13 protein-coding genes are annotated in these 14,900 nt (G+C 72.2%); 6 read left to right on the top strand and 7 right to left on the bottom strand.

Translation table 11 applies throughout. From position 1 onward, the window contains the following. Positions 1-3 precede the first annotated feature (3 nt). The 3 genes from AB0M20_RS00910 to AB0M20_RS00920 all read left to right on the top strand — a co-directional run bounded on the left by AB0M20_RS00910 (position 4) and on the right by AB0M20_RS00920 (position 3,059). The gene (locus AB0M20_RS00910; RefSeq protein WP_364291627.1) at positions 4-486 is read left to right on the top strand and encodes an ATP-binding protein; all 483 of its coding nucleotides are present in this window, start codon (positions 4-6) and stop codon (positions 484-486) included. A 309-nt stretch (positions 487-795) separates the two neighbouring features. After that, positions 796-1,818, top strand: a complete 1,023-nt coding sequence (locus tag AB0M20_RS00915) for a LacI family DNA-binding transcriptional regulator (protein WP_364291591.1) — start codon at positions 796-798, stop codon at positions 1,816-1,818. Beyond that, positions 1,815-3,059, top strand: coding sequence for an MFS transporter (locus tag AB0M20_RS00920; RefSeq protein ID WP_364291594.1), 1,245 nt, complete (start codon positions 1,815-1,817; stop codon positions 3,057-3,059). Before AB0M20_RS00915 ends, AB0M20_RS00920 begins: the two co-directional genes overlap by 4 nt. On the opposite strand, the gene AB0M20_RS00925 is transcribed toward AB0M20_RS00920, so the two are convergent. Then, positions 3,049-3,672 (bottom strand): methyltransferase domain-containing protein, encoded by a 624-nt coding sequence (locus AB0M20_RS00925; protein WP_364291597.1) that lies wholly within the window; start codon positions 3,670-3,672, stop codon positions 3,049-3,051. The two genes, AB0M20_RS00920 and AB0M20_RS00925, sit on opposite strands and share 11 nt — an antisense overlap. A 113-nt stretch (positions 3,673-3,785) precedes the next feature. Next, a complete protein-coding gene (locus AB0M20_RS00930) occupies positions 3,786-6,404 on the bottom strand; it encodes an EAL domain-containing protein (RefSeq protein ID WP_364291600.1) in 2,619 nt (872 codons plus the stop codon). A 196-nt stretch (positions 6,405-6,600) separates the two neighbouring features. Here AB0M20_RS00930 and AB0M20_RS00935 point away from each other — a divergent pair, with 196 nt between their 5' ends. Further along, on the top strand, positions 6,601-6,981 hold the full coding sequence (locus AB0M20_RS00935; protein ID WP_364291603.1) for a PH domain-containing protein: 381 nt from the start codon (positions 6,601-6,603) through the stop codon (positions 6,979-6,981). Here the strand turns inward: AB0M20_RS00935 and AB0M20_RS00940 are convergent. Further along, positions 6,956-7,876 carry a 2-hydroxyacid dehydrogenase gene (locus AB0M20_RS00940; RefSeq protein ID WP_364291606.1) on the bottom strand — a complete coding sequence of 307 codons (921 nt, stop codon included), beginning with the start codon at positions 7,874-7,876 and terminating at the stop codon, positions 6,956-6,958. The genes AB0M20_RS00935 and AB0M20_RS00940 overlap by 26 nt on opposite strands. A gap of 118 nt (positions 7,877-7,994) precedes the next feature. On the opposite strand from AB0M20_RS00940, the gene AB0M20_RS00945 reads away from it, so the two are divergent. Continuing rightward, entirely contained in the window at positions 7,995-9,113 is a 1,119-nt protein-coding gene (locus AB0M20_RS00945) for a PQQ-dependent sugar dehydrogenase (RefSeq protein ID WP_364291630.1), read from the top strand. A 42-nt stretch (positions 9,114-9,155) separates the two neighbouring features. Beyond that, positions 9,156-10,751: a metallophosphoesterase gene (locus tag AB0M20_RS00950; RefSeq protein WP_364291609.1), complete on the top strand. Its 1,596-nt coding sequence runs from the start codon at positions 9,156-9,158 to the stop codon at positions 10,749-10,751. 19 nt (positions 10,752-10,770) lie between these two features. Here AB0M20_RS00950 and gatB read toward each other — a convergent pair whose 3' ends face one another. From gatB to gatC, 4 genes are all read right to left on the bottom strand, one after another. Continuing rightward, positions 10,771-12,264: an Asp-tRNA(Asn)/Glu-tRNA(Gln) amidotransferase subunit GatB gene (gatB, locus tag AB0M20_RS00955; protein WP_364291612.1), complete on the bottom strand. Its 1,494-nt coding sequence runs from the start codon at positions 12,262-12,264 to the stop codon at positions 10,771-10,773. A 62-nt stretch (positions 12,265-12,326) separates the two neighbouring features. Continuing rightward, complete coding sequence (locus tag AB0M20_RS00960; RefSeq protein WP_364291615.1) at positions 12,327-12,875, bottom strand: GNAT family N-acetyltransferase; 549 nt, start codon at positions 12,873-12,875, stop codon at positions 12,327-12,329. Positions 12,876-12,946: 71 nt separating this feature from the next. Beyond that, the gene (gene gatA, locus AB0M20_RS00965; protein WP_364291618.1) at positions 12,947-14,410 is read right to left on the bottom strand and encodes an Asp-tRNA(Asn)/Glu-tRNA(Gln) amidotransferase subunit GatA; all 1,464 of its coding nucleotides are present in this window, start codon (positions 14,408-14,410) and stop codon (positions 12,947-12,949) included. Between the two features lies 1 nt (position 14,411). After that, complete coding sequence (gatC, locus tag AB0M20_RS00970; protein ID WP_364291621.1) at positions 14,412-14,711, bottom strand: Asp-tRNA(Asn)/Glu-tRNA(Gln) amidotransferase subunit GatC; 300 nt, start codon at positions 14,709-14,711, stop codon at positions 14,412-14,414. Between the last annotated feature and the right edge of the window lie 189 nt (positions 14,712-14,900).

Genomic DNA, 14,900 nt, shown 5'->3' on the forward strand with positions numbered 1-14,900 from the left:
CCGCTGGTCCATCTCCTCGTCGGGCTCACCGGCGCGGGTAAGACGACGTATTCGGCACGCGTCCTCGAGCCGGCCGGCGCGGTCCGGCTGTCGGTCGACGAGCTCATCTACGAGCGGCACGGCCAGTACGCCGTGGACTATCCGGCCGCGGAATACTTCTCGCTGTACGAGCCGGCCGTGCAGGAGATCCGGGAGCGGATGGTGCGGGAGCTCGCCCTCGGTCATGACGTGGCGCTCGACCTGGGCATCTGGTCGCGGGCCGATCGCGACGAGTGGAAGCACCTGATCGAGAAGGCCGGCGGGCAGTGGCGGCTGCTGTATTTCCCGGTGTCGCGGGCCGAGCTGCTGGCGCGCCTGGCCGAGCGGAACAGGCTGGGCCGGGCGGAGGCGATGCCGCTGCGGGAGTCGGACCTCGACGACTTCTACGCCCGGTTCGACGAGCCCGAGGACGAGGGCGAAGAGGTCATCCAGCCGGGTTCGTACTGACCCGGCCGGATTCCGCACGGCCGGAACGGGACCGCCGCCGACGCCCCCCGCGGACGCGGCCCCCCAGCATCGTCCGACCCCCTCAAGGTCGAGACGCCCCGGCGGCGGACCCCTCCCGGCCGGTCGGCGCTGGACCAACTGAACCGGATAAGCGAATTGGACCGTACGGCGATGGTTGAAACCTGTCAATACCCCTGGACGTGCCATTAACCTGAGAGTTCACGCAGCTTAACCGGTCAAGCGTTTACTCCCTGGTGAGATTGATCTACCGGGTTGTAACGTGAGAGCGCTCCACTTTCGAGGAGGCTCATGAAGCGACCGACCATCGCGGACATCGCCGAACGCGCCGGCGTGTCCAAGGGCGCGGTCTCGTACGCCCTGAACGGGCAACCCGGCGTCTCCGAGGCCACCCGGGAGCGGATCGTGGCCATCGCCCGCGAGATCGGCTTTACCGCCAACCGGGCCGCCCGCGCCCTGTCCGGCGCCCGCGCCGAGGCGGTCGGCCTGACCCTGTGCCGGCCCGCGCGGATCCTCGGCATCGAGCCGTTCTTCATGGGTCTGATCAGCGGCTTCGAGGCCGAGCTGGCGACCCGGTCGTACGCGTTCACGCTGCAGCTCACGCAGTCGCCGGAGCAGGAGTCCGAGGTGCACCGCCGCTGGTGGGGCGAGCGCCGGGTGGACGGCGTCTTCGTCACGGACCTGCGCGACAACGACGTGCGCATCCCGGTGCTGCAGGAGCTCCAGCTCCCGGCGGTGGTGATCGGCGGCCCCGGCGACACGGGCTCGATCGCCCAGGTCTGGTCGGACGACGCCGGCGCGGTCGGCGAGGCGGTGCGCTACCTGGCCGCGCTCGGGCACCGCCGGATCGCGCGGATCAGCGGGCTGCCCGACCTGCTGCACACCCAGGTGCGGACCAGGGCGTACGACGAGGTGTGCGCGACGCTCGGCTTCGACGAGGCGGTGACCGTGCCGGCCGACTACACCGGCGAGGAAGGTGGGCGGGCCACCCGGCGCCTGCTGATGGCGGAGCACCGGCCGACGGCCGTGATCTACGACAACGACGTGATGGCGGTCGCCGGCCTCGCGGTGGCGCAGGAGATGGGCCTGCGGGTGCCGGCCGACCTGTCCATCGTGGCCTGGGACGACTCACCCCTGTGCCGCCTGGTGCACCCGGCGCTGACCGCGCTGAGTCGCGACATCGCCGAGTACGGCGCCCACGCCGCCCGCAAGCTCCTGGCGGCGATCGACGGCCGCCCGATGATCGACGAGGAGGCCGTTGCGGCCCGCCTCACGCCCAGAGGCAGCACGGCGCCACCACCGCCGGCGACATGACCACCGGCGACATGACCACCGGCCGGGTGAACCGCGAGGCGTTGCACCGCCGGACCCTCGTGGTGGTCATGATCTCCCAGGTCCTCAGCGGCGCCGGGCTGGGCGCGGGGGTCACCGTCGGCGCCCTGCTGGCCGAGGACATGCTCGACACCACGAGCCTGTCCGGGCTGCCCTCCGCGCTGTTCACCGCGGGCTCCGCCGCGACCGCGCTCGCCGTCGGGCGGATCTCCCAGCAGCTGGGCCGCCGAGCCGGGCTGACCGCCGGGTACGCGGCGGGTGCGCTCGGCGGCGCGGGCGTCGTGCTGGCCGCCACCCTCGGCAACATCCCGCTGCTGCTGCTGTCCTTGCTGGTCTACGGCGCCGGCACGGCCACCAACCTGCAGGCCCGCTACGCCGGCGCCGACCTCGTCGAACCGGCCCGCCGGGGTCGTGCGATCAGTTCGGTGCTGGTCGCCGTCACCCTCGGCGCCGTCGCCGGGCCCAACCTGGTCGCGCCGACGGGCACGCTCGCGGAGAGCTGGGGCATCCCCGCCCTCGCCGGCCCCTTCCTGATGGCCACCCTGGCGTACGCCCTGGCCGGCCTCGTCCTGTTCGTCTTCCTCCGGCCGGACCCGCTGCTGGTGTCGCGGACCCTTCCCGACATCGAGACCCCGGGCACGGCGCCGGCCACCCGCGCGGGCGGGAGCGTCGCGGCCGGCGCCGTGACCATGGTGCTCACCCAGCTCGTCATGGTGGCCGTGATGACGATGACGCCGGTGCACATGCAGGCCCATCACCACGACCTGCACGCCACCGGCCTGGTCATCGCGGTGCACATCGCCGCCATGTACCTGCCCTCGCCGATCACCGGCATCCTCGTCGACCGGGTCGGCCGGGTCCCGGTCGCCGTGGCCTCCGGCGTGACCCTGCTGGTCGCCGGCGTGGTGTCGGCCGTCGCACCGGCCGGCTCCGTACCCCTGCTGGCCGTCGCCCTCGCCCTGCTCGGCCTGGGCTGGAACCTCGGCCTGGTCGCCGGCACCACGATGATCACCGATGCGGTGCCGCTGCACTCACGTGCCCGGACCCAGGGTGCGGTCGACCTGTGCGTGGCGCTGGCCGGCGCGGGCGGCGGCATCGCGAGCGGCGTGGTAATGGCCGCGGCGGGCTATGCCGCGTTGTCCATCGGCGGCGGTGTGCTGGCTCTCGCCGTGATTCCGTTCGTGGCCGCCAGCGCCCGGCGGGCGGCGCGCGTCACGGCTTGACCGCGTGGATCCGCTCGATGCTGCCGGCCTTCAGGCGCTCGGCTTCGACGATCCGGAAGCCGGCCGCCTCGACCTCGGGCCGCTGCCGCCGGGTGAAGTGTTCCCCGGCGGTGGCGATGGTGATGCGCTCGAGCAGCCACTGCGCCGCGTAGACGGGCGGCCAGCTGCTGCGGATGTGATCCACCAGCAGGAGCCGGCCGCCGGGCGCCAGGACCCGGTGCATCTCGCCGATCGCGGCCCGGGCGTCGGGGATGGCGCAGAGCGACAGGGCACAGACGACGGTGTCGAACGAGCCGTCGTCGAAGGTCAGCCGTTCGGCGTCGCCCTCGTGCAGCTCGACCGCACGACCCAGGGCCGACGCGCGCCGCCGGGCGATGTCCAGCATGGCGGGGCTGAGCTCGACACCGGTGACGGGAACGTCCGCCGGATAGTGCGGCAGATTGCGGCCCGTGCCGATGGCCACCTCGAGGACGCGCCTGCGCGCACGGGCGCCGATCCACTCGCGGCCACCGGTGAACCAGACCTTTTCGAGGAACTCGATCTGCCGGTCGTAGCTGGGCGCGCTCTGGTCCCAGACGCGGCGCGACTTGGCGGTCCGGTCGGATGCGTTCATGGCGACCATTGTCGTCCCCGCGGGACAGCCCGCAGCGTGGGCAGAGGGGGTGACCCACGACGGCCCGGCGGGGTGCGCCGGGGACGGTGTGAGCGCCCGTACCCGTCGATTCTCTAGCCCTGGGCGGCCCGGTGGGTGTCCAGGTAGGCCTCGATCCGCTCGGCCGGAGCCGGATGGCCGAGGGCGAAGCCCTGGCCGTAGAGGCAACCCGCCTCGCGCGCCCGCTCGATCTCGTCCTCGGACTCCAGGCCCTTCGCGACGATCTCCAGGCCCAGCCGCTTCCCCAGGCTGACGACGACGCCGAGCACCGCCGAGTTGTTCGCCTCGGTCGGCGAGTTGACCAGGACACGGTCCAGTTTGAGCACGTCGACCGGCAGGCGGCGCAGGTGCGACAGCGACGCCTGGCCCGCGCCGAAGTCGTCGAGCGCCGCGCGGACGCCGAGCTTGCGCAGGCCCGCCAGCGCCGCCACGATCGCCGGCACGTCCTCGGCGATCCACGTCTCCGCCACCTCGACGACCAGACGCTCCGGCTCGAGGTTGTGGCGGCGCAGCACCTGATCGACGCGCTCCGGGAACCGGGCCGTCAGCAGCTCGCGCGGCGCCACGTTGATCGACAGCCAGAAGTCGCTGCCCGCCGTGGTCCAGGTCGCGAGCTGGCGGCAGGCCGTGTCCAGCACCCACTCGTCGAGGTCGGCGGCGATGCCGACGGCCCGGGCGATCGGCAGCAGCTCGGCCGGCATGATCGTGCCCAGCTTGGGGTGCCGCCAGCGCAGCAACGCCTCGACGCCGACCGGCCGGCGATCGCGCAGGCCGACCACCGGCTGATAGAGCAGGTCCAGCTCGCCGTTGTCCGCGGCGTCCAGAAGCTGCTGCTCGAGGTCCATCCGGCGGTGCAGCTGGATCTCCACGTCTGTGTCGTACCACTCGACCCGGTCGCGACCGAGCTGCCGGGCCCGGCTGCGGGCCAGGTCGGCGTGCCGCATCACCTCGTCGGAGTCCTTGCCGCCGGCCAGCTCGGCCAGGCCGACGCTGGTGTGCAGCTCGACGATCACGCCGGGCAGTTGATAGGGCTCCATCAGGGCGGTGACCAGGCGGGTGGCCAGCGCGTACGCGAGCACCGCACCGTCGGCGGTCAGCACCGCGAACTCGTCGCCGCCCAGCCGGGCCGGCACGTCCTCGTCGCCGCACAGGCTACGGATCCGCCGGCCGACCTCGATCAGCACCGCGTCGCCGGTCTCCCGGCCCTTCGAGTCGTTGATCTCCGCCAGCCCGTGCAGGTCGATCACCAGCAGCGTGCCCTGCTGTCCCGGGCGGCGACGGTGCTCGAGCAGGTCACGCATCAGCGCCCGGCGGTTGGCCAGCCCGGTGAGCTGGTCGATGAAGGACAGCCGGTGCAGGGCACGCTCCAGGTGCCGGCGCTCGCCGATGTCGCGCACGTGCACCACCAGCGCGGCCACCTCGGGCACCGACCGCTGGTCGGACACCGTGGACTCGGTGTCGCGCCACATCTTCTGCCCGTCGCGGATCCGGGCGTTGACCAGGGCCGGCGGGCCGTCGGCGTGCTCACCCTCGAGGACCGCGCGGATCACCGCCTGGGCCTCGGCGGCGTCGTCGGGGTGCAGCAGCTCGTGGAACGAGCGCCCGACCACCTGCGCGTCGTCCAGGCCGAAGAGCCGTGCCGCGGCCGGCGACTGCCAGGTGATGACCAGGTCCTGGTCGAGCACCAGGGTGAGGTCGGTGGCGCCGGTCACCAGGGACCGGAAGTGCGCCTCCTTGACCTTCAGCTGCCCGGCGTAGTGCCGGATGTCGCGCACCACCAGCAGCTCGCGCATGGTCAGGATGGCCACCATGGACAGGCCGAGCACGATCGCCCGTCTGTCGAAGTCGCCGCGCGTGACCAGATGCACGAGGGCCGCGACCACACCGATCGCGGCCGGCACGGCCAGCAGCGGATAGCTGGCCAGGTACTGGTCCGGCTCACGTGGCTCGGCGTTCGGCAGCGGGATGTCGCGGCGGCTCCCGCCGTACGCCGACAGCGCGAAGCCGACGACGACCGACAGCCCGAACAGTGGGATCAGGGGTCCGACCCTGTCGTTCGCGATCAGGTTGAGCGCCGTGCACAGTGCGATCAGGACGGCGGCGCACCCCGCGCCGCAGATCAGCGCCTCCCGCGGGCGCGGACGGGCTCGCAGCACGGTGACGACCACGATCGCCACGGCGGCCGCGGTGCACAGCGTGGCGACCAGGGTGACCGGGTGGGTGTCGTCCATCGGCGTGCTCAGGTAGGCGGCGAACCCGAGGCTGACGCCCAGGCCGAGCCCGTCGAACGCACGCCGTACCCGGACCGGCACCGAGGTCGCCGCGCCGGGCAGCAGCATCGTGCCGAGCACGTAGAACAGCGCGGACAGCCCGAGGCCGGCGGTCGCCCAGGCCTCGGCGTCGTGGTGGATCACCTGTGGAGCGATGGCGGCCAGCCCGGCGCTCAGCGCGGCCATGCCGATGAACCCGGCGCCCTTGCAGTACTCGAAGCTGCGCTGCTCGTGATGAATCGCCAGCGAGGCGGTGACCAGCACGATCGTCGCCCACAGCCCGGCCACGCCGACACCGGCGGCCAGGGCCGGCAGGGGTTCCAGCATGCCCAGCGCGCCGGCCACCAGCACCACCGCCGCGACACCGGGCACGGCGAAGAAACCGGCCCGGACCGGTCGGTGCGCGGACGGCGGCACTGCCACAACGGCCTCCGATTCGAGGGTTTCAATGCACCCACATCGGCTAACGTGCATCCCCCGATCAGGTTACGGGGCGGTTGTCACCCTTCGCATGCTCGGATCGTCGGGTATGGACCGGCTGCGGTCAAACGCCGGCACGGTTGGCACCCCGTTCGGGGGCGAAACCCGGCCGAACCGGCCGGGTGCGAGGATTGCCGGTGTGAGCCGCCCTGTTCTGCGCGTACGCAAGTCCGGCGCCCTGCTGATCGCGGCGTTGATCGCGCTGGTCGGCACCGTGCCGCTCGCCGGCATGCGATGGTCGACCGCCCCGCTGCTGCTGATCCCCCTGGCCGTGCTGATCTGGGCGCTGCGGGCCGGCACCGACGTCTTCCCCGACCACCTGCGGGTGCGCGCGCTGCTCGGCTCGGCCGACGTGCCCTGGGATCAGATCGACGAGCTGGTGCCCGACGAGCGCGGCCGGGTGAGCGCACGACTCACCGGTGGGACCATGCTCCGGCTGACCGGGGTGACCACGGCGAACCTGGAGGCCGTGCTGGCCGCGGGCGGGCAGCCGGTCAGTAGCCCTCCACCACCTGATTGATCAGGTCCGCCCCGGCGGCGTAACGGCGCAACTGGTCGCCGGCCAGCGCGTATCCCCGCGGCAGCAGACCGGTGACCGCGCCGCCGATGTGCGGGGTGATGAAGACGTTCGGCAGGCGCCAGAGCGGGTGATCGGAGCGCAACGGCTCGGGGTCGGTCACGTCCAGCGCCGCCGACAAGCGACCCGCCGCGGTCTCGGTGAGCAGCGCGGTCGTGTCGACCACCGGGCCGCGGGCCGCGTTGACCAGCAGGGCGCCGTCCGGCATCGCGGCCAGGAACGACGCGTCGACCAGGCCGCGGGTGTCGTCGGTGAGCGGGACGACGAGCACCACCACGTCGGCGTGGGGCAGCAGCCCGGGCAGCTCGGACACCTCGTGGACGCCCGGCCTGGCGGTGCGCGCCACCCGGGTGACGGTCACCCCGAACGGCGCCAGGTGCCGCTCGATCGCGTGCCCGATGGAGCCGGCGCCGACGATCAGCACCCGCGCCCCGGTCAGTTCCCTGGTCGGGGTGTACGCCTGAGCCGTCCACTCGCCGCCGGTCTGCGCGCGGGCGTAGTTGGGGAACTGCCGCAACACGCCCACCGCCGCGCCCACCACCCACTCGGCAACCGGGGAGTCGTGCACGCCGCGGGCGTCGCAGAGCACGATCCCCGGTGGCACCTGTCCCACCCAGGTGTCGGCGCCGGCCGACAGCAGCTGGACGGCGCGCAGCCCGGTCATCTTCGGCAGCAGCTCACCGGCCCGGGCGGCGGGCAGGAACGGCGGCACCCAGAATTCGACGCCCGCCGGATCGGACGGCAGCGAGTCCGAGTCCGGGCAGATCTCGATCTCCGCCGTGTCCGGAATGCGGCCGAGCAGCTCGCGGCCCACCTGGTGAGCGATCCACACCTTCACGCTCCCCACATTAGGCCGGTAGCCGGCACGGCCTTTCAGGCTGGCTCGTTACCCTGGTCTGGTGATTTCGCAGACGTCCCGACGGGTCCGCGGTGTGGCGGCGGTGCTCGCTGCCACGATGGCCCTGAGTGCCGCGTGCACTTTCGGCCCACCGGACCCGGACGTGGCCGGCGAGCCGCCCAACCTGCCGACGCCGAGCGCGGAGGGCAGCGGCGCGCCCGGGACGGGCGACGCCGAGCAGGAGGTCGTGGTCACCGTCCTGGCCAAGGGCCTCGACGTGCCGTGGGGCATGGCGTTCCTGCCCGACGGCGGCGCGCTGGTGACCGAGCGCGACACCGCCCGGATCCTGCAGGTCGGCCCCAAGACGGACACCGACGGCCTCCAGGTCACCGAGGTGGCCCGGCTGACCGACGTGGTCAGCGGCGGTGACAGCGGACTGCTCGGGATCGCCGTGTCGCCCGCTTACAAGACGGACCAGACGGTCTACGTCTTCTACTCCACCGCCAAGGACAACCGCATCGCGAAGATGAAGCTCAAGGGCAAGCCGAGCGTGCTGCTCTCGGGGCTGCCGAAATCGGATCACGACAACGGCGGCCAGCTCGCCTTCGGACCCGACGGCTACCTCTACGTGACCACCGGCGACGGCACCGACGCCGGCACGCAGGCGCAGAGCCCGAAATCGCTGGGCGGCAAGATCCTGCGGATCACCAAGGACGGCAAGCCCGCGCCGGGCAACCCGGTCAAGACCTCGCCGATCTGGTCGTCCGGCCACCGCAACGTGCAGGGCATCGCCTGGGACTCGGCGAAGCGGATGTACGCCAGTGAAGCCGATCAGAAGAGCAGCGGCGAGCTCAACGTGATCGTCAAGGGCAAGAACTACGGCTGGCCGGCGGCGGACGGCGAGTCGACCGACGCCAAGTTCACCAGCCCCCTGGTGACCTGGCCGGTCGAGGATTCGTCCTGCTCCGGCGTCGCTGTCCTGGACCGGATGATCGCCACCGCGTGCCTGCTCGGGAAGCGGGTCTGGATGGTCACCACCACCGGCAACGGCACGCTGATCGGGCAGCCGCAGGCGCTGCTGACCGGCGAGTACGGCCGGCTGCGGGCGCTGGCCGCCGCGCCGGACGGTTCGCTGTGGGTGACCACGTCGAACCAGGAGAAGGGCGGCGAGCCGAAACCCGATGACGACCGCATCATGCGGCTGGTCTTCTCCGACGGCGGGGCCGGGCGAAGTTGACGCCGGTTTGGCGGACCGATCATGGGGGCAGGTGAGCGCTTGATGCGCTCTTTTCTACGCAAGATCGTTCGTTTCACCACAATCGCGCTACGCGGCCAGTGGGCCCGCCGGATCCGGACCGGGGTCCTGATCCTGCTGGTCAGCCTCGTCGGGACGACCGTGGGCACGCTGCTGTTCGCGCAGACCGAGACCGCCGTCGGGCCGTTCCGGGCCGAGATGTCGGTGCAGCCGTCCCTGCACGGGGGCACCGAGGTGGACATCCCGCCGCTCGGCTCCCTGCACCTCGCCAGCCACAGCGGTCCCCTGCACCTCAAGGTCAACCTCGGCTCGCTCGACCCGGAGCGCACCGAGGCGCTGATCGACGACCCGACCGCGATCAGCGCGGCCGGTCAGCGTGCGGTGGACGACGTGACCGGCGGCGTGGTGCGGCTCGCGCTGCGGGCGCTCGCCGCGTCGGTGATCACGTCGCTCCTGCTCGCCGCGCTGGTCTTCCGCCGGGTCCGCCGGGTGGCGTGGGCGGGCGTCCTCGCCCTGGCCGTCACCGCCGGCAGCATGGGGCTGGCGGCGGGCACGGCGCAGCCCGACTCGATCAGCGAGCCGCGGTACGAGGGCCTGCTCGTCAACGCCCCGGCCGTGGTGGGTGACGCGCGGCGCATCGCGGACAACTACGGCCGGTACGCGGACCAGCTCGCCCAGATCGTCAGCAACGTCAGCCGCATCTTCACGACGGTGTCGACGCTGCCCGTCTACGAGCCGGCCGCCAATACGACCCGCATCCTGCACGTCTCCGACCTGCACCTGAACCCGTCGTCGTGGGACCTCATCCGGACCGTGGTGCAGCAGTTCGACATCGACGCGGTGGTGGACACCGGCGACATCGTCGACTGGGGCAGCAGCGCGGAGGACACGTACGTGTCGCAGATCCCCCAGATCGGAGCGCCCTACATCTACGTGCGCGGCAACCACGACTCGCCGGCCACCGAGGCGGCGGTCCGGCGGCAGTCGAACGCGGTGGTCCTCGACAACACGACGACCGCCGTCAAGGGCCTGACGATCGCGGGGATCGGTGACCCCGAGTTCACGCCCGACAAGAGCACCGAGGACCGGCCGCCGGTGGTGGGCAACGCCGACGAGCCGCCGTCGTCGCCGCTGCTGCAGGCCGGCGATCAGCTGGCGGCCACGATCCGCGCGTCGAAGACCAAGGTGGACGTCGCGCTGGTGCACGACCCGGCGATGGCCCCGCCGCTCGCCGGATCGGTGCCGCTGGTGCTCGCCGGGCACCTGCACAAGCGTCAGGTGAGCGTGCTGCCGCCGCTGGCCGTGGTGCCGCAGCCGTCCGGCGCGCCGACGCCGGCCCCCACCGCCAACGGCGAGGCGATCGCGACGAGCCTGATGGTGGAGGGCTCGACGGGCGGCGCGGGCCTGCGCGGCCTGGAGAGCACGGAGCCGACCCCGGTGGCGATGTCGGTGCTGTATTTCGACGAGCAGCACCAGCTGAAGGCCTACGACGACATCCAGCTCGGCGGCACCGGCAAATCGCAGGTGACGCTGGAGCGCAAGGTCATCGGCCAGGAGCCCGAGCCGACCACCGACCCGAGCGTGCGCACCGGCGTGACCCCGCCACGCTCGGGTCCTTGATCGGCAGATCGGCAGATCGTCAGGAGAGGCGGGACAGGATCAGCTCCCGCACCGTTTTCGCGTCCGCCTGACCTCTGGTCGTCTTCATGACCGCGCCGACCAGGGCGCCCGCCGCGGCCACCTTGCCGTCGCGGATCTTCGCCGCGATGTCCGGGTTCGCCGCGATCGCCTCGTCGACCGCCGCCTGCAGCGCGCCCGTGTCGGAAACCACCCCGAGGCCGCGCGCCGCCATCACCGCGGCCGGGTCGCCCTCGCCGGCCACCACACCCTCCAGCACCGCGCGGGCCAGCTTGTCGTTGAGCTTGCCGCCGTCCACCAGGGACTGCAGCTCGGCCACCTGCGCCGGGGTCGCGCCGACCGCGGACAGCTCGACGCCGGTCTCGTTCGCCCGGCGGGCCAGCTCGCCCATCCACCACTTACGCGCGCCGGCCGGGGACGCACCGGCCGCGATGGTCTCCTCGATCAGGTCGACCGCGCCGGCGTTGGCCACCGACTGCATGTCGATCTCGCTGATCCCCCACACCTCGCGCAGCCGCGCCCGCTTGGCACTCGGCCTCTCCGGCAGCGCCGCGCGCAGCTCCTCGACCCAGGCCGCGTCGGGCGCGATCGGCACCAGGTCGGGCTCGGGGAAGTAGCGGTAGTCGGTCGCCGTCTCCTTGGACCGGCCCGGCCGGGTGGCGCCCGTGTCCTCCTGGAAGTGCCGCGTCTCCTGGATGATCCGGACGCCATCGTCGAGCAGGCCCGCCTGCCGGATGATCTCCGAACGCACCGCGCGCTCGACCGACCGCAGCGAGTTCACGTTCTTGGTCTCGGTGCGCGTGCCCCACTCCTCGCCCGGCCGGTTCAGCGAGGTGTTGACGTCGCAGCGCAGCGAGCCCTGCTCCATGCGCACGTCGGAGACGCCCAGCGAGCGGATGATGTCGCGCAGCTCGGTCACATACGCCCGCGCCACCTCCGGCGCCCTCGCCCCGATGCCGGGCACCGGCTTGGTCACGATCTCCACCAGCGGGATACCGGCCCGGTTGTAGTCGACCAGCGACTCGGTCGCGCCGTGGATGCGCCCGGTGGCGCCGCCGACGTGCAGCGTCTTGCCGGTGTCCTCCTCCAGGTGGACCCGCTCGATGCCGATCCGCACGGTCTCGCCGTCGATCTCGACGTCGACATACCCATCGGTGCACAGCGGCTCGTCGTACTGCGACGTCTGGAAGTTCTTCGGCATGTCCGGGTAGAAGTAGTTCTTCCGCGCCATCCGGCACCAGGCGGCGATGTCGCAGTTGAGCGCCAGGCCGATCCGGATGGTCGCCTCGATGCCGGCGCGGTTGGCCACCGGCAGCGACCCGGGCAGGCCGAGGCAGACCGGGCACACCTGAGTGTTCGGCTCGGCGCCGAACTCCGTCGGGCAGCCGCAGAACATCTTCGTGTTCGTACCCAGCTCGACATGCGTCTCGAGCCCGATCACGGGCTCGTAGCGGCTGATCGCATCGTCGTAGGACGGCAACGTGGAGATGCTCATGGCAGGCAACTTTAGTCGGCCCCTCCGACAGAAATCCGCCGGGTTCACGCGCAGCATGATGTTCAGGCGGACGAAGCCGGCGCCGAGACCCGGTAGTGGTATGTCGTGAGTGGACTGAAGCCCGCAGATTCATACAGCCGGCGGGCGGCGTCGTTCGACTCCTCGACCTGGAGATAGAGCCGTGGGGCGCCGTGCGCGGCGGCCCACTCGGCGATCGCGGCGAGGATCTGCCGGGCGACGCCGCGGCGCCGGGCGGCCGGCGCGGTGACCATGTCGAAGACGCCGGTCCAGCCGTTCTCGGCGACCGCCCGCCCCCGCCCGGCCACCACGCCGTCGAGGCGGACGGAGAAGTCCGAGCCGGTGACCTCGACAGCCGGAGCCGGAGCGAGCGGCGCCACGGCACGGGCGGTCATCAGCAGCACCGGCGATTCGCGCCGATAGCCGCGCCCGGCAAGGAGATCGTCCAGACCGGGCGGGCAGTCCTCGCAGATCTGAAACCGCGTGACCGCCCCGTGCGCGGCATAGAACCGTTCCGCGGCGGCGACGCTTCCCGGCGTACCGTGCGGGATGACGGCGCCCGACCACCAGGGTCCGTCGCCGGCGTGCCGCAACCACCACCCACCGTCGCGCTGTTCGGCGGCCGCGGGCAGCGCCCGCGCCGCCGATTCCAGCAGCTGACCGACTAGAGCGATGGCGGCGTCAGCGTCCCGACGGCCGACTCCAGCGCGGCGCCGACCCGGTACATCCGGTCGTCGGCCATCGTCGGCGCCATCACCTGGAAGCCGACCGGCAGACCCTCGGACAGACCGCACGGCACCGAGATCGCCGGGCCGCCGTACAGGTTGGTCGGGATGGTGAAGAGGTCGGCGAGGTACATCTGGTAGGGGTCCGAAGTGCGCGATCCGAACGGGAAGGCCACGAACGGCGTGGTCGGCGAGACCAGCACGTCGGCCTTCTCGAACGCGGCCTCGAAGTCACGGGTGATCAGCGTGCGCACCTTCTGCGCCTGGCCGTAGTAGGCGTCGTAGTAACCGCTGGACAGCGCGTACGTGCCGAGGATGATGCGGCGCTTGACCTCGGGGCCGAAGCCGGCCTCGCGGGTCAGCGACATGACCTCCTCGAGCGAGCGGTTGCCGTCGTCGCCGACCCGCAGGCCATAGCGGACGCCGTCGAAGCGGGCCAGGTTGGAGGTGCACTCGCTGGGCGCGATCAGGTAGTAGGCCGGCAGCGCGTACTCGAAGTGCGGGCACGACACCTCGACCACCTCGGCGCCGAGCTTGACCAGCGCCTCCAGCGACTCGCGGAACGCGCTCAGCACACCCGGCTCGGAGCCGTCGCCCGTGAACTCCTTGACCAGGCCCAGCTTCACGCCGGTCAGGTCGCCGTCGGCACCCCGGCGGGCGGCGGCGACGACGTCGGGCACCGGCTGCGGGATCGAGGTGGAGTCGCGCGGGTCATGGCCGGCGATCGCCGAGTGCAGCAGCGCCGCGTCGGCCACGTTGCGCGCACACGGGCCCGGAGTGTCCAATGAGGACGAGAAGGCGATCAGGCCGTAGCGGGACGTGCCGCCGTAGGTCGGCTTGGCGCCCACGGTGCCGGTGACCGCGCCGGGCTGGCGGATCGAGCCGCCGGTGTCGGTGCCGATCGCCAGCGGAGCCTCGTAGGCCGCGACCGCCGCCGCGCTGCCACCGCCCGAGCCGCCGGGGATGCGCCCGAGGTCCCAGGGGTTGTTGGTGGGCCCGTAGGCCGAGTACTCGGTCGACGAGCCCATCGCGAACTCGTCCATGTTGGTCTTGCCGAGCATCACCGTGCCGGCCTTCTTCAGGCGTTCCACGATGGTCGCGTCATACGGCGGTCGCCACCCCTCGAGGATCTTGGAGGCGGCGGTGGTGGGCACCCCACGGGTGGCGATCACGTCCTTGACGGCGATCGGCACACCGGCGAGCGGCCCAGCGTCGGCGCCCTCGTCGACGGCCCGGGCGGCGGCGAGCGCGCCCTCGCGGTCGACGTGCAGGAAGGCGTGCACCTGCGGGTCGACGGCCTCGATCCGGTCCAGGTGGGCGGTGGCCACCTCGACGGCGGAGACCTCCCCGCGCTTGATCAGGCCCGCGATCTCCGTCGCGGTCATCCTCGTGACATCGCTCACGTCAGGCCTCCTCGTCCAGGATCCGGGGCACGCGGAACCGGCCCTCGGCCTGGTCGGGCGCGCCGGACAGCACGTCGGCCTGGCTCAGGCTCGGCTGCACGACATCGTCGCGATACACGTTGGTCAGCGGCACGGAGTGCGACGTGGGCGGGATGTCGTCCGCCGCGACCTCACCGACCCGGGCGACCGACTGCAGGATGACGTCGAGCTGCCCCGCGAACCGGTCCAGCTCCTCCTCCGTCACCGCGAGCCGCGACAGCCGCGCCAGATGCGCAACCTCGTCCCGCGAAATAGCAGCCATGGTCTTCCCTCCGACATGCCGGCAACCCGGCAGAGTCTATTTCGCCCCCTCCCCCACCCGGCGACCGGGTTTCGATCCCCGACCCAACTTCAAGATCAAACTCATCCGGATACGAGCCATCTGAAGTCCCGTGACCCACCCGCCGGCGCGGCGGCGGGTCACCCCCTCTGCCCAGCCGCCGGGCTGTCC

This window comes from Actinoplanes sp. NPDC051633, from assembly GCF_040681735.1.
GTDB lineage: Bacteria > Actinomycetota > Actinomycetes > Mycobacteriales > Micromonosporaceae > Actinoplanes.